The organism is Leptospira noguchii serovar Panama str. CZ214 (assembly GCF_000306255.2).
GTDB classification, from domain to species: Bacteria; Spirochaetota; Leptospiria; order Leptospirales; family Leptospiraceae; genus Leptospira; species Leptospira noguchii.
In genome coordinates, this window is record NZ_AKWY02000010.1 from 120,667 (window position 1) to 138,405 (window position 17,739).

15 protein-coding genes are annotated in these 17,739 nt (G+C 36.4%); 6 read left to right on the forward strand and 9 right to left on the reverse strand.

Going from position 1 to position 17,739, the window contains the following annotated elements; genetic code table 11:
- Positions 1–51 precede the first annotated feature (51 nt).
- On the forward strand, positions 52–1,086 hold the full coding sequence (purM, locus tag LEP1GSC059_RS04465) for a phosphoribosylformylglycinamidine cyclo-ligase (RefSeq protein ID WP_051196095.1): 1,035 nt from the start codon (positions 52–54) through the stop codon (positions 1,084–1,086).
- A 10-nt stretch (positions 1,087–1,096) separates the two neighbouring features.
- A complete protein-coding gene (locus tag LEP1GSC059_RS04470) occupies positions 1,097–2,353 on the forward strand; it encodes a chloride channel protein (protein ID WP_017214509.1) in 1,257 nt (418 codons plus the stop codon).
- Between the two features lie 72 nt (positions 2,354–2,425).
- On the opposite strand, the gene LEP1GSC059_RS04475 is transcribed toward LEP1GSC059_RS04470, so the two are convergent.
- The 8 genes from LEP1GSC059_RS04475 to pyk all read right to left on the reverse strand — a co-directional run bounded on the left by LEP1GSC059_RS04475 (position 2,426) and on the right by pyk (position 12,354).
- Complete coding sequence (locus LEP1GSC059_RS04475) at positions 2,426–3,379, reverse strand: sensor domain-containing diguanylate cyclase (RefSeq protein WP_020980357.1); 954 nt, start codon at positions 3,377–3,379, stop codon at positions 2,426–2,428.
- Positions 3,380–3,483: 104 nt separating this feature from the next.
- The gene (locus LEP1GSC059_RS04480) at positions 3,484–4,404 is read right to left on the reverse strand and encodes a sensor domain-containing diguanylate cyclase (RefSeq protein WP_002179666.1); all 921 of its coding nucleotides are present in this window, start codon (positions 4,402–4,404) and stop codon (positions 3,484–3,486) included.
- An 84-nt stretch (positions 4,405–4,488) separates the two neighbouring features.
- Positions 4,489–5,436, reverse strand: coding sequence for a sensor domain-containing diguanylate cyclase (locus tag LEP1GSC059_RS04485; RefSeq protein ID WP_002179637.1), 948 nt, complete (start codon positions 5,434–5,436; stop codon positions 4,489–4,491).
- A 79-nt stretch (positions 5,437–5,515) separates the two neighbouring features.
- A complete protein-coding gene (locus tag LEP1GSC059_RS04490) occupies positions 5,516–6,454 on the reverse strand; it encodes a sensor domain-containing diguanylate cyclase (RefSeq protein ID WP_002179669.1) in 939 nt (312 codons plus the stop codon).
- 23 nt (positions 6,455–6,477) lie between these two features.
- A complete protein-coding gene (locus LEP1GSC059_RS04495; RefSeq protein WP_002179651.1) occupies positions 6,478–7,431 on the reverse strand; it encodes a sensor domain-containing diguanylate cyclase in 954 nt (317 codons plus the stop codon).
- A gap of 28 nt (positions 7,432–7,459) precedes the next feature.
- On the reverse strand, positions 7,460–8,404 hold the full coding sequence (locus LEP1GSC059_RS04500; RefSeq protein ID WP_017214510.1) for a sensor domain-containing diguanylate cyclase: 945 nt from the start codon (positions 8,402–8,404) through the stop codon (positions 7,460–7,462).
- A gap of 106 nt (positions 8,405–8,510) precedes the next feature.
- Positions 8,511–9,467, reverse strand: coding sequence for a sensor domain-containing diguanylate cyclase (locus tag LEP1GSC059_RS04505; RefSeq protein WP_017214511.1), 957 nt, complete (start codon positions 9,465–9,467; stop codon positions 8,511–8,513).
- 1,459 nt (positions 9,468–10,926) lie between these two features.
- A complete protein-coding gene (gene pyk, locus LEP1GSC059_RS04510; RefSeq protein ID WP_017214512.1) occupies positions 10,927–12,354 on the reverse strand; it encodes a pyruvate kinase in 1,428 nt (475 codons plus the stop codon).
- 101 nt (positions 12,355–12,455) lie between these two features.
- Here pyk and LEP1GSC059_RS04515 point away from each other — a divergent pair, with 101 nt between their 5' ends.
- The 4 genes from LEP1GSC059_RS04515 (at position 12,456) to LEP1GSC059_RS04530 (ending at position 16,037) form a co-directional block, all read left to right on the forward strand.
- Positions 12,456–13,364 carry a histone deacetylase family protein gene (locus LEP1GSC059_RS04515; protein ID WP_002179635.1) on the forward strand — a complete coding sequence of 303 codons (909 nt, stop codon included), beginning with the start codon at positions 12,456–12,458 and terminating at the stop codon, positions 13,362–13,364.
- A gap of 2 nt (positions 13,365–13,366) precedes the next feature.
- Positions 13,367–14,182, forward strand: a complete 816-nt coding sequence (locus LEP1GSC059_RS04520) for a hypothetical protein (RefSeq protein WP_002179640.1) — start codon at positions 13,367–13,369, stop codon at positions 14,180–14,182.
- A gap of 1 nt (position 14,183) precedes the next feature.
- On the forward strand, positions 14,184–15,293 hold the full coding sequence (locus LEP1GSC059_RS04525) for a SpoIIE family protein phosphatase (RefSeq protein ID WP_017214513.1): 1,110 nt from the start codon (positions 14,184–14,186) through the stop codon (positions 15,291–15,293).
- A gap of 171 nt (positions 15,294–15,464) precedes the next feature.
- Positions 15,465–16,037 (forward strand): hypothetical protein, encoded by a 573-nt coding sequence (locus LEP1GSC059_RS04530; RefSeq protein WP_020980370.1) that lies wholly within the window; start codon positions 15,465–15,467, stop codon positions 16,035–16,037.
- 43 nt (positions 16,038–16,080) lie between these two features.
- Here the strand turns inward: LEP1GSC059_RS04530 and LEP1GSC059_RS04535 are convergent, their stop codons facing one another.
- The gene (locus tag LEP1GSC059_RS04535) at positions 16,081–17,736 is read right to left on the reverse strand and encodes a hypothetical protein (RefSeq protein WP_235592089.1); all 1,656 of its coding nucleotides are present in this window, start codon (positions 17,734–17,736) and stop codon (positions 16,081–16,083) included.
- Positions 17,737–17,739 lie beyond the last annotated feature (3 nt).

The following is a 17,739-nucleotide window of genomic DNA, read 5'->3' on the forward strand; positions in this document are numbered from 1 at the left end:
GGGATATTGATTTTTTCAATCTATTCTAAAAGAGAATCGGGACCTAAAGGAATGGAAGAAAAGATTACATACAAAAGCGCGGGAGTGGATACCGAAAAGGGAAGAGAGTTCGTACAAAAAATCAAACGTAATGTAGAATCCACTCACGGGCCGAGGGTAATTGGTGGTCTGGGTGGTTTTGCAGGAGCTTACGACGTAGGCGTACTTAAGAAATACAAACAACCTGTTCTATTATCTGGAACGGATGGGGTAGGAACAAAAATAGAAATCGCCAGACTTCTAAAAACCTACAACACGATAGGAATTGATCTAGTGGCGATGTGTGTAAACGACATACTCGTCTGTGGAGGAGAACCGTTTTTCTTTTTAGATTACATTGCCTGTGGAAAGTTAGATCCCGAAAAGATGGATCAGATCGTAGCCGGAATTGTACAAGGATGTAAGATGTCTAACGCGTCTTTGTTAGGAGGAGAAACCGCCGAACATCCAGGAACGATGAAAGAGGACGAATTTGATCTCGCCGGTTTTGTGGTAGGGGCAGTTGAAAAGGATTCGATGATAGACGGTTCTACAATTCGACCTGGAGATAAAATTTTAGGGCTCGAATCCAGTGGACCGCATAGCAATGGTTTTTCTCTTATCCGAAAACTACTTTTAAAAGAAGGAAAATATCTGCCTACCGATCCGGAGCAGGTAAAATTTTTAAGAGATTACGCGCTCAAACCTACACGAATATATGTATCTAGTATATTAAAACTTTTGCAACAAGTTTCCGTTAAAGGAATGGTTCATATTACGGGGGGAGGGTATCAGGAAAATGTACCTAGGATCCTTCCGCAAGGAACTCAGTCGAAATTTTTTAAGGATAAAATTCCTTCCGGATATTTTTTCGAAAAAATTAAAAAAGATCATAAAATAGAAGAGTCGGAACTATTTGCTACTTTTAATATGGGAATCGGATATATGGTGATTGTTTCCGAAGAAAACGTAGAACTTGCAAAAAAAATTATGGAAAATTTCGGTGAAGTCGTTCACGAAATCGGAGAGATAATATCCGGAAACAAGGAAGAAGTTCAGTTCGTCTAACGGTGTTTTTATGAATAGGATCTCTGAACTACTTCGATCCCCCGTACTTGTACTTTCGAGAAAAAATCCATTTATGCTTTCTAGGCTTACGTTTTTTTACGTAATCTTAGGAGTTGTCGGAGGACTTTTTTCGGCGGTGTTTTGGATGTTTTTAGAATATCTAATACATTTAAGTTCTACAATTTCGAAAATCTTAACCGTTCCATATATGGCAATAGCTGGATTGATCATAGGATTGGTTATCCATTTTTTAGGTGAACCGGGAGAAATTTCATTAGTAATTGATAATATACGATTTCGGGGAGGAAAGTTGGAAACGGGTCAAAATCCTTCTATGGCTCTTTCTTCTATTTTGAGTATCTCTGCGGGTGGAAGCGCCGGACCAGAGGCCCCGTTGGTACAGATAACCGGTTCTTTTGGAAATTGGTTTGCAGAGAAACTAAGACTTACGGGAGAAGAATACAGATCTATGACGATCGCTGGAATGGCCGCGGGTTTTACGTCATTATTTGGATCTCCATTGGGAGGTGCGTTATTTGCTCTTGAGGTCTTACAACATAGACACGTCGTAGAATACTATAAGGCTTTGCTCCCAGCATTTTTATCCAGTACTTCTGCATTTTTCGTCTTTCTGTGGATGACTCACGTGGGTTTACAACCTACTTGGCAGTTCCCTCAGTATGTTCCAGGAGACATTCAAGATTTCTTATATGCAATATTGTTAGGAGGGGCTGGAGCGGGACTAGGCTGGATGTTTCATGGATTATTCTTAGTCAATCGTTGGTTTTATTCAAAAATTCCGGGACAAATTTATTGGAAAACTTTGTTAGGTGGACTTGTGTTAGGGTTGATCGCGTGGCAACTTCCACTCACTCGTTTTTTTGGACACGATCAGTTAAATCGAATTGTAGAAGGAAAATTTACGCCGATTTTTTTAGTTACTTTGATTTTTTGGAAAACCTTTGCGATTAGTACCACAGTGGCGAGTGGTTGGAGAGGAGGAGTGATTATCCCTTTATTTTTTTTAGGAGCTTGTTCTGGGAAACTTTTGTTTGGATTTTTTTCGAGTGAAAATGAGTCTTTTTTGATGATCTGTTTAATGGCCGCCGTAAATTCTTCCGTAACTAAAACGCCTATTTCTACTACGATTTTATTGTCCGAACTGACCGGATTTTATAGTTTTACTCCAGTGCTGATTGCGAGTCTGAGCGGATATTTTTTATCTCCAAAAGAACCGTTTATTTCTACTCAAGGAAAAGAAAACTAAAACCGTTAAAAACTCGGCCATTTTGTAAACATCGTTTTGTAAGAAAAAGTGAATTGTTGTAAAAGCTAAAATTTAATTTTTGTGAGTAGATTCCGTCTTGAGTTGCGAACTGTGTGTCGCTTGATTTCTGCCGTTTGCCTTAGAACGATAGAGTGCACGATCCGCGTCTTCTATAATTTTTGTTGAAAGATTGGTATGATGTATTGGAGCGAGATCGTTGAAATTCAGGGTTGTTATACCAATGCTGATTGTAATCGGAGAATTTTCCCAAGATTTTTTTTTAACGTTAGCCATCAAACGTTCTGCGATTACAACCGCTTTTTCCTTATTGGTGTCGGGTAACGCGACTACGAATTCTTCTCCTCCGAAACGCGCCGCAAGATCGCATGCCCGGAGTGTTTCTATAAAGACTTCGGCCAATTGAATTAAGACGCGATCCCCTGCAGGATGACCGAATTTGTCATTGTAGTCTTTAAAAAAATCCACGTCGATCATCATGAGTGAGATCGATTTCTCCTGACGTTCTCCCAAACGAATAAGATGGTTTACTTCTTCGTCAAAGGATCTTCTATTTTTGAGTTTTGTAAGTGGATCCGTGGACGCTTGTTCTAATAATTTGTTATTTGCCTCTTCTAGATCGGAAGCAAGTTTACTGATTTTCTGATTTGACTCGATGATGTTCGTAATATCTCTTCCGGTCACGTAGATCCGGCCGGATTCGAGATCCGGAAATGCGGTCCATGAAAAATATTTATAAGTTCCGTCGGCACAACGACACCGATTTTGAATCGATAGATGTGATACTCCTTCGTTTAATTGTTCGAATTCTTTTAAGCTGGATTCTACGTCTTCCGGATGTAATAGATGGAAATGTGTACGTCCTTTTAAATCTTCATTGGTCCAACCCATGATACGTTGAAAAGATTGATTAATTTGTAAAACGACACCGTCCATACTTTGAATGGCATGTAAGTCTAAAGAGTAGTTGAAAAATTTTTCATGATTATATTCGTTTTCGTGATTCATTCTTAATTTTCCTGGAATTGAATTGATATAAAAAAGATTGTTCTTTTCGGAATTGTTAGTCGATCTGTGTTAAAAAAACGGAAAAAACATCGTATTCAAATAAATTAATATATTTGAGAACTATGAGTGGCCTTATTTCTTCCATTAACTTTAGATTGATAAAGAGCTTTGTCTGCGCTTTCGATCAAAAAAGTGGAATTAATACCTAATTGTTTTTTTTCAAAGTCTGAAGTGGCAATTCCTACACTGATCGTAATGGAACGATATTCCCAATTGAATTCTCGGACCGCGTTAACCAATCTTTCTGCGATTTCGACCGCTTTTTCCTTATTGGTATTAGGTAATGCAACTACAAATTCCTCTCCTCCAAAACGCGCCAATAAGTCGTTTGATCTCAAAGTATTCTCAAAAACTTTAGCTAGACAAACTAATACATTATCTCCGGCAAGATGACCGAATTGATCGTTGTAAGTTTTGAAATGATCCACGTCGATCATAAGAAGCGAAAGAAAACCTTTCTCTTTTTGAATATACCTAAGAAGATTGTGAAGTTCCTCCGTAAACGCTCTGCGATTTTTCAATTTAGTCAAAGGATCGGTTGTCGCCTGTTCAAATAATAAGTCGTTTGCTTCTTTCAACTCGGTCGCAAGCTGACTGATTTTTTGATTTGCTTCGATTGTTTCTGTAATATCTCGTCCGGTTATGTAGACTAGCCCCGCTTCTAGATCCGGATATCCGGTCCAAGCGAAATGTTTATACGTTCCATCTGCGCATCGAATTCGGTTTTGAATTGAGGATCTCGGAACTCCTCCGTCTAGTTCCTCAAATTCTTTGGCACTTTTTAAATCGTCCGGATGTAATAAATGAAATGGATCGCGTCCTAAAAGTTCTTCTTCTTTCCATCCGAGAATTCTTTCAAATGAGGGATTGACGGAGATCACTGTGCCGTCCATCCGTTGGATCGAAAACAAATCCAAAGAATAATTGTAGAATTTTTCGAGATTGTATTCGTTTTGATAACTCATGTGATGCTTTTCCAAAAAAGAATTTGTAAATAAGTTGTTATACACAAACTAAGCGCAAAGAATGCGCGGATTTTTTCTATACGATTATATTTTTTTACAAGGAAGAATTCTGGAACTATGGTTAACCTGATTTCTTCCGTTCATCTTAGAATGATACAAGGCTTTGTCTGCGGATTCGATAAGATTTATAAAATGACGATTTTCTTCAAGAAAAGTTTTGAGTGTTACTACACCTGCGCTGAGTGTCGCTGCACCCACGCTGATAGTCACTGGACGTTTTTCCCAATTGAATTCTTGTACGACGTGAATTAGTCTTTCCGCGATCTGTAAGGAAGCGGCTTCCGAAGTATCGGGCATGGCAACAATGAATTCTTCCCCTCCGTATCTTGCGATCACATCGTGTTGACGCAAGGTATGTGTTAAAAGAAAAGCCAGGTCGATCAAAACTTGATCTCCCGCCGGATGACCGAATTGATCGTTATAATCTTTGAAATGATCCGCGTCTATCATCAATAAAGAAAGAGGGCTCGAATGTTTTTGAGCGACTTGAAGTAAACGATTGAGTTCAGTATTAAACGCCCTTCTATTTTTTAATTTAGTCAAAGGATCTGTGCTCGCTTGTTCCAGTAACATATTGTTTGCGTCTTTAAGTTCTGCCGCGAGTTCACTGATTTTACGGTTGGATTCGATTGCTTCCGTAATGTCTCTTGCAATTGCGTAAACCATACTACTTTTGTGTTCTGGTACCGCGGTCCAAGATAAGGTTCTGTAATTTCCGTCAATCGAGCGATAACGGTTTTCAAAAGATATGACCGGAGCTCCCATAGCAAGTTTAGCGGCTATTTCTTGGGTGGATGCAAAATCTTCCGGGTGAAGAAATTCGTAAGAACCTAATCCTAAAAGACGTTCTTCCGACCAACCAAAAATCCTTTGAAAGGAAGGATTAACGTGAATTACGTGACCGTTGTCCATTCTTGCAATAACAAGTATGTCCAAAGAGTTGTGGAAAAATTTTTCATAATCGTATTGCATTTGTCAGCCAATTCATTTTAAAAAAAATAGAAATACTTTGAAAAAGTTGAATTACATTCAAAAAATCTCATAAACCCGCTTAAGATGATATTTGGGAACTATGAGTGACTCTGTTTCTGCCGCTGACCTTTGAGTGATAGAGTGCACGATCCGCTTCTTCTATAATATCTACCGAATGATCAGTGTTATTCGATGGATTGGAATGATTCGGTTGAGAAGTGGCAATTCCTACGCTGATCGTAACGGATCTTTTTTCCCATTTCGATTCTTCAATTACCTTAACTAATCTTTCTGAAATTTCGATCGCTTCTTTTTCGGATGTGTTTGGTAATGCTACGATAAATTCTTCTCCGCCGTAGCGTGCGGTCACGTCGTCTTTTCTAAGAGTTTTTGCTAAAAGGGAGGCTAATATGGTCAGGACTTTATCTCCGGCCGGATGTCCAAATTTGTCGTTGTAGTCTTTGAAAAAGTCTACGTCGATCATTAACAGGGAAAGAGGGCTGAATTGTTTTTGAGACAATTGGATTAGAGAATTTAGTTCTTCGTTAAAGGCTCTTCTATTTTTCAGTTTTGTTAATGGATCGGTACAAGCCTGTTCAAATAATTTATCGTTTGCGTCTTTGAGTTCCGCGGCTAACAGGCTGATTTTACGATTGGATTCAATTAGATCGCTGATGTCCCTTCCGGTTACATAAATTAAACCTGCTGTCAAATCTGGAGAAGCGGTCCAAGAAAAATATTTGTAGGTTCCATCGGAACAAAGAAAACGATTTTGAAAGGCAAAGACAGGTAAACCTTGGTTTAATTTTTTAAACTCTTGAAAGGTACTTTCTCGATCTTCCGGATGGAGTAAATGAAATGGGTTCCTACCAATCAGTTCTTCCTCTCTCCAACCTAGAAGACGTTCAAAGGCGGGGTTTACTTGTAACACAGTCCCGTCCAATCTCTGAATTGAAAGTAAATCCAAAGAGTTATTTACAAGTTTTTCAAGATTGTATTCTTTTTCAAAATTCGTCATTTTACAATTCCATAATATTAGTTTTAGATAGATCCGTTCTTTTTATTTTGGATCCATGAAAAATGTGTAATTTTATCTCTGCCGTTTACTTTAGAACAATAAAGAGCCTTGTCGGCTTGTTCAATTAGATTTAGAGGGTATTCTGAATTTATACTTTTCGAAGTTGGATTAAAATTAGATGTAGTAATCCCCACACTGATCGTAACGGATCTTTTTTCCCAACTAAATTCTCTCACGGCTTGAACGAGTCTTTCTGCAATTTGGTTCGCTTCTGGTTCGGATGTATTGGGAAGAGCCGCGATAAATTCTTCACCGCCATATCGAGCTAAAACGTCTTTTTTTCGAAAAATTTTTGTCAAAAGAGATGCTAATTCTACTAGAACCCTGTCCCCGGCAATATGTCCGAATTTGTCGTTATAATCTTTAAAGTGATCTGCGTCAATCATCAACAAGGAAAGAGGAGTTGATTCTTTATTACAAACATGGATGAGACTATTTAATTCTTCGTTGAACATTCTTCTATTTTTAAGTTTTGTCAACGGATCGGTAGATGCTTGTTCGAATAATCTGTCATTGGTTTCTTTGAGTTTTACTGCTAATTGACTGATCTTACGGTTGGATTCGATCACATCGGTGATGTCTCTTCCTGTAACGTAGACAAGACCAGACACCAAATCCGGGGAAGCGGTCCAGGAAAAATATCTATATTGTCCGTCTGCACAAATGTATCGATTTTGAAAGGATAGAGTAAGTAAGCCTTGGTTTAATTTTTCAAACTCTCGATAAGTGCTTTCTTTATCTTCTGGATGAAGAAGATGAAATGGATCTTTACCGACTAGGTCTTCTTTTTTCCAACCTAAAGTTCGTTCAAAAGCGGGATTTACGAGTAGAACGTTTCCGTTTAAATCTACGATTGTAAGTAAATCCAAAGAGTTATTTACCAGTTTTTCGAGGTCATATTCGTTTTCAAAATTCATAATTTCCTAATTCCGTATTCTGATGTTGTTATAAGGGGAGGGAGTGTATTCTTAAAAAATGCGTGATTCTATTTCTGCCGTTCAATTTGGAGCAATAGAGGGCTTTATCTGCTTGTTCAATTAGACTTATAGAATATTCTATATTTATGTTTTTAGGATTTGAATCAAATTCGTGTGTGGCCGCGCCTACGCTGATTGTGATACTTCTTTTTTCCCAATTAAATTCTCTCACGGTTTGAATGAGTCTTTCCGAAATCTCGACCGACTCATTTTCGGAGGTTAATGGAAGGGCTACGATAAATTCCTCTCCTCCGTATCTAGCGAGTACGTCATTTTTTCGAAATGCTTTTGTTAAAAGATCCGCTAAAGTGATTAAAACTTTATCTCCTTCAGGATGTCCAAACGTATCGTTGTAGTTTTTAAAATGATCTGCGTCGATCATCAATAGGGAAAGTGGACTGAATTGTTTTTGAGAAAAATGGACTAGATGATTTAATGCTTCGTTGAAAGCTCTTCTGTTTTTAAGTTTTGTTAACGAATCTGTAGAAGCTTGTTCGAACAGTTTATCGTTGGCGTCCTTTAGTTCGGTTGCTAATTGACTGATCTTACGGTTGGATTCGATCGTTTCGGTAATATCTCTTCCTGTAATATAAACCAAACCGGATTCTACATCTGGAAAACCAGTCCAGGCAAAATGTTTATAAGTTCCATCTGCGCATCTACAACGATTTTGGATGGAGTATCTGGGAATTCCTCCGTCTAATTTTTGAAATTCCTGTACGATCGTTTCTTGATCTTCAGGATGTAAAAGGTGGAAAGGGCTTCTACCTAGTAGTTCTTCTTCTTTCCAACCTAAAATTCTCTCAAAGGATGGATTTACGGAAATGACGGTTCCATCCATTCTCTGAATGGAGAATAGATCCAGAGAATAGTTATAGAACTTTTCAAGATTGTATTCGTTTTTATATTTCAAATTATTTTCTCCGGTAACTTATAAAATTAACTTCTTTTACAACGAGTCGACTTTGCCATTTTTAATCTGAAAATGGAGTTCGTTTTCAAAATGAATCCTAATTGTTTTATTTAGAATTTGGATCACAATAAATCTGGGAACAATGAGTAGCCCGGTTTCTTCCATTGGCTTTGGAACGATAGAGAGCCCGGTCTGCTTCTTCTACAATCCGTGTGGAAAGATCTGTACCGCAAATAGCAGAAACTGGAAGATTGAAGTCTAAGGTTGCAATTCCTACGCTGATTGTGATAGGTCGGTTTTCCCAGGTTTCTTTTTCGATTGTAGTTACTAATCGATCTGCGACTTCAATTGCTTTGTGTTCTCCGGTGTCGGGTAATGCGACTACAAATTCTTCTCCGCCAAATCGAGCCAACAAATCGCTAACTCGTAGGGTATAAGTAAAAACGGAAGCTAAGCGGATTAAAACCCGATCTCCCGCGGGATGTCCAAATTGATCGTTGTATGTTTTGAAATGGTCCACGTCGATCATCAGTAAAGATAAAAACCCCTTTTTTTTGTTCGTGTGGACGATTCGATCGTTTAATTCTTCGTTAAATGTTCTCCTATTTTTTAACCTTGTGAGAGGGTCTGTGCTGGCTTGTTCAAATAATTTATCGTTTGCGTCTTTGAGTTCCGCCGCGAGTTGGTTGAGTTTACGGTTAGATTCTACGATTTCGGTAATGTCTCTTGCGATGGCGTAAATCAATTCAGAGCGCAAATCTGGAAAGGCCGTCCAAGAAAAGTTTTTGTATTCTCCATTGGCACAACGATAGCGATTTTGAAATGATAAGATAGGAGAGCCCTTTTTTAATTTTTCTACGACTTGATAGGTGGGCTCCACATCGTCTGGATGTAGGAATATATAAGAACCGAAGGCAAGTAAATCTTCGTTTTTCCAACCAAATGCTTTTTGGAAAGAAGGGTTGATTCTGAGTATGCATCCGTCTAGTTTTGCTATACAAAGCATATCTAAAGAATAATCAAAAAATTTTTCGATATCGTATTTCATTTCTTCGTATTTCATACGATTCCTCGGATATAAAAGAAATGAATGAGGTAATTAAAGAAGAAGTTTTGTTTAGTCATAAGAATTCGGTTTGAGACGTTTTGTAAAAAGTTTTTGTATGAATGAAGAGTGATTCTCTTTGACTCCACAGATGTTTTTGTTTTGCCTCTTGTAAAAGTAGTTTTAATAGACGCAATTTTATAACTAAAAATCATAACTGCAAAGTAAAAAAACCAAATTGAAAGATGAACATTATATAATAAATTGTATTCGAATTATAGAATGTTTGTTTTTTGAAAATTAAAATTATAAAAACGGAAGATTGTTGAATGTTTATTTAAAATCTTTCCTATTCAGCTTTTTATAAAATGCGCCAATTGATAATATGAATTAAGATGTGCTGATTAGATCTCTACGTGCATCTATCCGATTTCAAAATACTTAAAAATGAATTTTTATAAAATGGATTTCTTATACCGAACTTTTGTTTTTTTTACATTTTTATTGTACCCATCTAATCAGGTTTAGGCGAATTTAATATTTTTATTTTTAAAATAGGAATCGAACTTTCGTTTTTTTATAAAATTGGCATCATCAATTTATGGTAACGTCCTGTTTTAGTAAAAAATGTTAGGTGTTCAACTATGTAGTTTTGAATGGAAAAATTTTAGAGATAATTTATAGAATTGACCAGATAACTTTCCTTAAATGATTTTCGGTAGAATTATAGAACTCTAAAATAACGTGAGTTTGATGTAAGAAATCAGTTTTGTCTTAGGTCAATTTTTTTGTAAAAAAATAAATGTGGGAACTATTACAAGTCATGGATTTACCAGTTAAACTTTGAAAATTGTGGGAACTCTTACAAATCGTGGATTTAACAGTTAAACTTTAAAATTGTGGGAACTATTACAAATCGAGATTTTACAGTTAAACTTTGAAAAATGTGGGAACTATTACAAATCGAGATTTTACAGTTAGATTTCTAAATTGTGGGAACTATTACAAAATACAAAAAGAGTCATTGTCCAATTAGATTTCTGAACAAAAACGCTGTTTTCCGGCCATCATCAAAATTTAAATCTCATTTATTTTAAGGCGAGTTCGGCTGAGAAAGAATTTTTTAAAAGTAATAGTTCCCACAATTTTAGAATTTGTTCATAAAATCGTGATTGGCTGTGGCCCTAACCGATTTGTAAAGTTTAAGTTCAGATTTGTAATAGTACCACACTTGGATACGACTAGTTCAATTATTATAAACTTCCATGTTTTAAATTGTGGTTAGTTCCCACATTTAAAGAATCGATCTGCGAAATTCAGATCCTAACTTTTTTCAGAAAAATGAATCATGTTCAATAGAGACTCATCGTTTTAATTACAAACTAACAATGTGTAGATGATATGATTTGCCTGACTTATAAAGTCAATTTCAGAATTTGTGTGAGTTCCCACATTTTTAGGTTTGTATGTCAAATTCTCAATGTATTTTATAAATTTGTAAAAAATCTACACTTCTGACCGTGGTTCCTGGTGCTCCGGAAAGAATTACCACCTTGTCTCCTGGAAAAAGAAATTCGTCCTCTTTGAGTTTCTGATTCATGTAAGCAATCATATCTTCTAATCTCGTAAAGAAAGGCATTACAAATGGAACCACACCTCGATAGAGTTTCATCTTTCTGGCGGTGGTCGTAAAAGGAGTAAAAGAGTAGATTGGAACTTTGGGTCTCATTTCAGAGGTAATCAATGCGGAATAACCACTTCTTGTAAAATTGATGATCGCTTTTGCGTGGATTCCGTGGGCTATTTCTCTTGCGGCGTTTCCCAGTGCGGTTCTTTCCGATTCTAAGAGTGTCTTTTTAATATTCCAGTGAACCTCATAGATATGATCGATGGTTTCAGTTTCTTGAATGATCTTAGACATGATTTCAACGGATTCAACCGGATAATGACCGTTAGCCGATTCTGCCGAAAGCATAACTGCGTCTGTTCCGTCCATGACCGCGTTTGCTACGTCACTTGCTTCTGCACGAGTCGGTCTTGGATTTTCAATCATAGATTCTAACATTTGAGTCGCGGTAATTACCGGTTTACCCGCTTGATTGAGTTTATAGATAAGTTCTTTTTGTAGAATGGGAACTTTTTCAGTATCAATTTCTACTCCCAGATCTCCTCTTGCGATCATGATTCCGTCTGCTCTTTCTATGATTTCTTCTATATTTCCGATTGCTTCTGGTCTTTCTATCTTTGCGATGAGTCCGGTATATGTGCCCTCCAAATAAGATCTTGCTAATTCTAAGTCGGCCCCAGTACGAACAAAACTAAGAGCCGCGTAATCTACCCCTAAAGAAAGCGCAAACTTAAGATCTTCTATGTCTTTTTCTGAAAGTGCAGGAGCGGAGATAGGAGTTCCTGGAAGATTGATTCCTTTGTTACTCCATAAGATTCCACCTACGATCACTTTTAAAATGGCGGAGTCCGGTTTTTTAGAAATCACTTTTAAAGTTAACTTACCGTCGTCGATTAGAATCTTGTCTTCTTCTTGTATATCTCTAATTAGATTTGGATATGTACAACCGATTGTATGTTCGTCGCCTAAAATATCAGAGTCTGGAACGATTTGAATTTCTTGATTCTTATGAAGTAGAATGGAGTTGAGTTTTAATTTTCCAGTTCGAATTTTAGGGCCTTGCAGATCTGCCATGATTCCTAAAGGAAATCCGAAAATTTGTTCGCACTTGCGTAACGTGTCATAGACTCTTTTATGAGAATCATGCGTGCCGTGTGAAAAATTCATCCGAGCTATATCCATTCCCGCTTTGAGAATGGAAAGTATGGTTTCTTCGGAAGAAGAAGCCGGGCCTATGGTACAGACGATTTTGGTTTTTTTCCCGTTTAGAATTTTCATACAAGGCAATTGTAGATAAATATACTCGTTCTTCCAGCGAATATTTCCTCTTTACGAACGGAAACCGGAAAATAGAATAACCAAAAATAGGCGTCCTCTTCTTGGAGAAGCACTTAGAACGTATCGGTTTGGTTTATCACCCGGATTATAATTTAGATCTGGGGCCTCATGTATTTCCCGCAAGGAAATACCAAATGGTTTATGATCTTGTAAAACGGGATTCTAAACTTTCCAATCTTTATATCTATAAACCGGATATAGCTAAAACTAAAGATTTATCTTTAGTTCATACTCAAGAATTCTTAGATGATTTTTTCTCTCTTAAAATCACAGAAAAAACTCAGTATTCCGAACTTCCTCTTACAAAACAAATCGTTCATAGTTTTGTTTTAGCAGTGGGAGGTACCATTCTCTCTATGGAACTGACCCAGAAATATAAGTTTATTTATCATATAGGCGGCGGTTTCCATCATAGTATGCCCGATCGTGCGGAAGGATTCTGTTATCTGAATGATGCGGCGATTGCGAGTAAGTTGTATCAGAAAGAACATCCAGGTAAAAAAATTCTTTTTATCGATTTGGATCTTCATCAAGGAAATGGAAATTCATTTGTATTTCAAGATGACCCGAATGTATTTACGTTTTCCATGCATCAGGAGGATTTATATCCAAAGAAAGAAAAGTCTGATCTAGATGTTCCTTTAAAAGAAGGAACAGACGATAAAGAATATCTTGAACTTTTAGAAAAATCTTTACGTAAAATTGAATCTAATTTTAAACCGGACTTGATTTTTTATATCGCGGGGGCAGATCCGTTTGAAGGAGATTCTCTAGGTGATTTAAAACTTACATTTCAGGGTTTGAGAAAAAGGGATCAGATAGTAAAAGACTTTGCATGTTCGTTGAACGACACTCGGGTTGTTATTCTTCCCGCCGGAGGATATGCAAAAGATTTTTACGATACGGTAACGATCCATTATAACACGATTAAAATATTTGCGGCCAACTGAGCATGGGTATCTTTTCCGATTCCGACAAGAAAAAAGGAAACCCAGGTTTTTGGGATGGCCAAGAGTTGGGAATGATCGACATTTCCAGGGAATTTCATACTTCTCTAGGAATCGAAAATAGACTTTTTAATCGTTTTTCTCAAGAAGAAGTAAAAGAGATACTCGAAAGCGCGGGTATTTTTCGGATTTTGAAAGTGAGAGGTTATCAAGATTACGAAATTTCTTTGGATGGAATTTCTGATATGGACAATCGAATTTATATCAAAGATCCTTCTGGCGGAATTTTGGTCCATATGCGTTTAAAATTTTCCGACTTTCAGTTTAAAAAGCTGGATCATTCCTATAAGCTCGTTTATATTGACTGGCTCCTGACTCAGAATTTAAAAATGAAAAATATGAAAGCCAAAAAGAAACTCTATCAGGGACAAGAGTATCCTGGACTTTCTCTGATGAATGAAATCACTTTGTTTATTAAAATTCTTGCAGCCAAATTGGGAGCATACGGAGCTTTTAATATTCCAGAATACTTTCACGACGCGGTTTTATTTCATAAGTCTTTTCAATTTGTGGACCCCGAAAAAGAGGGAAGGTTTAGAGCGATTCTCCAATCTTTTAGCAGAACCAATTTGAGGGAACTGAGCGATCAAATTCACAAAGAGAAAATTTATGAGGCTTCCACTGGAAATATTTACGTTTGGAAATACGGAGAAATGGTTTCCTGTGTCAATTCTTATATGGAAGCGACTCTTTTTGACGAAGAATATGATAAAAAAGTAAAAAGGATCGTTTCCGAAACAAGGTATATCAGGAAAATATAATATGATCGAATTTTCCCTAAAACCAGAAATCATCATTTTAGACGACGACAGAGATGTCGGAGAAACTTTAGAGCTTATCCTAAATAAGTTAGGTTATCAAAGTGTATTTTTCGATTCTGTGGAACAAGGAAAACAATACTTCGAAAAAGAATTGAACCCGATTGTTTTTCTGGATATTCACATGCCCGGTACGAGTGGTCTTGAAATTCTTCCCTATTTTAAAAATTTGGAATCTAAAACCCAAGTGATTATGATGACCGGCGAAAGGGACATCAATAATGTGGTCACTTCTTTGACACATAAGGCGAGCGATTTTTTACTAAAACCTTTTTCAATTCAAACGGTTCAAATTGCAATTCAAAAAGCATACGATTATTATGTTATTCTAAAAGAAAAAGATATACGAGAAGAAGTGATCATGAGAGACCTTCGTCTCGCTTCCAGGGTTCAAGGAAAAATTTTTTCTATTCCGGATTTAAGTCCGTATAAAGTGGAAGCGGATATTACTCCGGTTTCCTTTGTAAGCGGAGATTTTAATGTGATCCTAAAAAAAGAAAAATCGGCTCTTGTACTTTTAGGAGACGTGGAAGATCACGGAGTTACTTCTGGACTCATTGCTCTTTTGATGACTACGATTGCTAGAGAAGAATTCAAAAATTCTAATAATCCGAGCGACATTCTTCACAGAATGAATCAAGAACTTTGTCTGAATATCGGAACTCATAGTATGACCGCTGCTTGTGTACTTCTTTTTCCTAATGATAAGAAGTTGGTATATGCGAGAGGGGGACATCCGTTTCCTGTACATTTTCATAAGGATGGATTTTCTTTTTTAAAAGAAAAATCGGGCCAGTTGTTGGGAATTTTAGAAGACTTAGATTTTCCGAGTCATGAAGTTTTTTTGGAAGATAATGACGTAATTTTTCTTTTTTCAGACGGGATTATAAATAATCTTAACCATCCTTTGATTTCAGAGTTAGATCGTATCCATAAGTCAGAAGAGAATCCTATCAAACCTATGAAAAAAGCTTTGGATGATTTTGTTCGTACTTCGATTCCTTCTAAGGAATATAGAGACGACTCTTCTTATATTCTTTTAGAAATTCATTGAAAAAGAATTGATAGTTGCTCGTTTTTGGGTCAATAGATTCTGCCAATTTTAAATTGAATATGAAGGAAATATAATAAATAAATTCATTGTTTGATTTGATACTTGATTGAAAATACCGAATGTCTGGTATGATTTTTATTTCGCTTAAAAGTAGTTTACGAAAGTTGATCAATGGAAAGTTTTAAAGACGAAATTCTTTTTGAAATCGGGGAATTGGAAAAAAAACGGAACAAAGATCCGATGATCGTTCTCAAAAAAATTAAAGCCTATGATTATGGCGATTTGTATCATCATAAGATTTCTAAAAAATACAATCCGAATTGGGAAGATTATAACTCCTTTATAAACGATCTATACCGTAAATATTTAGATGCCGTATTTGAAATTTTAGAAAAAAACGGTTCTGAGGCGCTTAAATTTCTAAAAGATTGTAAATTTTACGATCAGTTAGGTTACATCGCCGCCCTTTTCGCGGATCTTGATTATAAGGATGCATTACCCGTTTTAGAAGAAAAAATGAAAGCGATCAAAGATCCGATTGTCCTGGAAATTTTTTTAGAAGCCATTACAAGGCTTAAATCTCAAACAAGTATGCCTGAATCTCAAAATAGAATGATTTGGATGTTTGAAAACGTTTCTGCTACTCAAAGGATTCTCGGAGCAAGTTCCGACAGTGTGTTTCTAAAAAAAGCTCAAGAGAAAGCGAACGTTGAAGATCAGTTGTGGGAAGCAGATCAAGAATGATTGTAATTGATATTTTAAACAAAGTTTTGTTGAAATCTTGTCTTTAATCCTCGTCTTGAAACTGAAAAAGTTCTTCTGGGATTTCTTTTATGGAAACGGAAGGAAATGTTCCTTTTCGAATATTAAAAAAAGTTAATTCTGGAAGACTGAAGAATAAGGATTGGAATCCTTTTTGAAGTTTTTCTCCTCTGTCAAAGGGCGATGTGAAAATTCCTATCAAACTCGCGCCAAACCCAGCCGTTAAGTTTACGGTTCCATACAAGGGTCTACCCCAAAATACGTCGTCTGTAAATAATGGAAAGAAATGATCTTCTCGATTTGGTTTATAAATAGAAGAAGAAAATGTAAACGATTCTAAAATACGAGTTTTTAAATTCGGATTTTGTTCAAGTAGTTTGGCCAATTTTTTTCTTCTATATGAAAGTAAAATTTTTTCTCCTTCATTGTTCCAGTTGTTGGAAACGGAATAAGAGGCGTAAAAAGGAATAAAGGAGAGCGAAAAATTAAAATTTATCTTTTTTCCAGGAAAAGGAATTTCTTTTTGGTCGAAAGAATTCTGGGCGCTTTTTAAAATTTCGGTCGTGCAGTTTTCAAATAGTATCCGAAAAGGATAAAGTTTTTTTAAATGTGTATGGTATTCTTTTTCCCTTTGTTTTGCGAATATTAGATATTCTTGAAGTGTTGAGTTTTCTGGCAAATACATAGGAATTAGAAATTTGTTTTCCCTTTGAGGAAGCAATTTCTCAGAGGTCACTCGTACCGGAATTGAAGTTTGAATCCCTTCTTGGAATTCAAAGGCTCTGTTGGACGAATCTTCCCAGATTTGATATTCTTTTTCTGTAAGTTCGTTTAAGGTGGAAATTTTTTTTCGAGCGAGTGAAACGATTGCCCATGTTTCTTTGGAAAGATGGCGAAGCGCTTGTTCGTCTTGTGAATCTTCTTTATAAACGATAGTAGAATTGTCCGGAAAACTAGATAAAAAAACGGGAGATCCTATTCGAATACTTTCTTCGATTGTGTGTAACCTGGCTAAAGTTACAAGTGCGCTATAAGCCCAACCAGGATCTTGGTCGGATAAGATTTGTATCAATCCTTCTGCTTGTTTTTGACCGAAGTTTTCTAAAAGTTCTTTTTCTTTTGTAGTTAATGATTCTTGTATATTCAATATTTTGAATTCTTGGTTTAAGGCCCATTCTTCCCTTAAAATTTGACAAAATAAAATTCCTTCGAGTATATCTCTTATTTTTAAATAAGACCCCGGTTTGAAAAACGGAAAAACATACTTGTGCATTTTTTCGGGAAAACTAGAAAACTCCATTTTTACAAGTAAGTTATTAGGCGAGAGCATTTCGTCCTTCAAGTTTTGTTCTAAGTCTTTTAGAAAATTCTCGCCTAACGCGGTCATAAGTTTTGATTTTAAATCTTTAGAAAGAACTGATTTGTTTTTGGAAGTAAAGTAGGCGGTGGCTCTCAGTCCTATTTTTTTTTCGGGAGAATTTAATTCTTCTAAGAACTTGGTTTCCTTTTTTAACATTTCCAGATTTTGCAGGTGTCTAAATTGGACCAGATAAAGACGATTGAGTCCGGATTCTAATACGGATATTTGTTGTTGGGTTAGTTTGAGTCTAGTTAGAACGCTGGTTCTATTAGAGATGATATTATAATCAAAAGCAAAATCGTCGTAGGATTCTCGAACCAGATG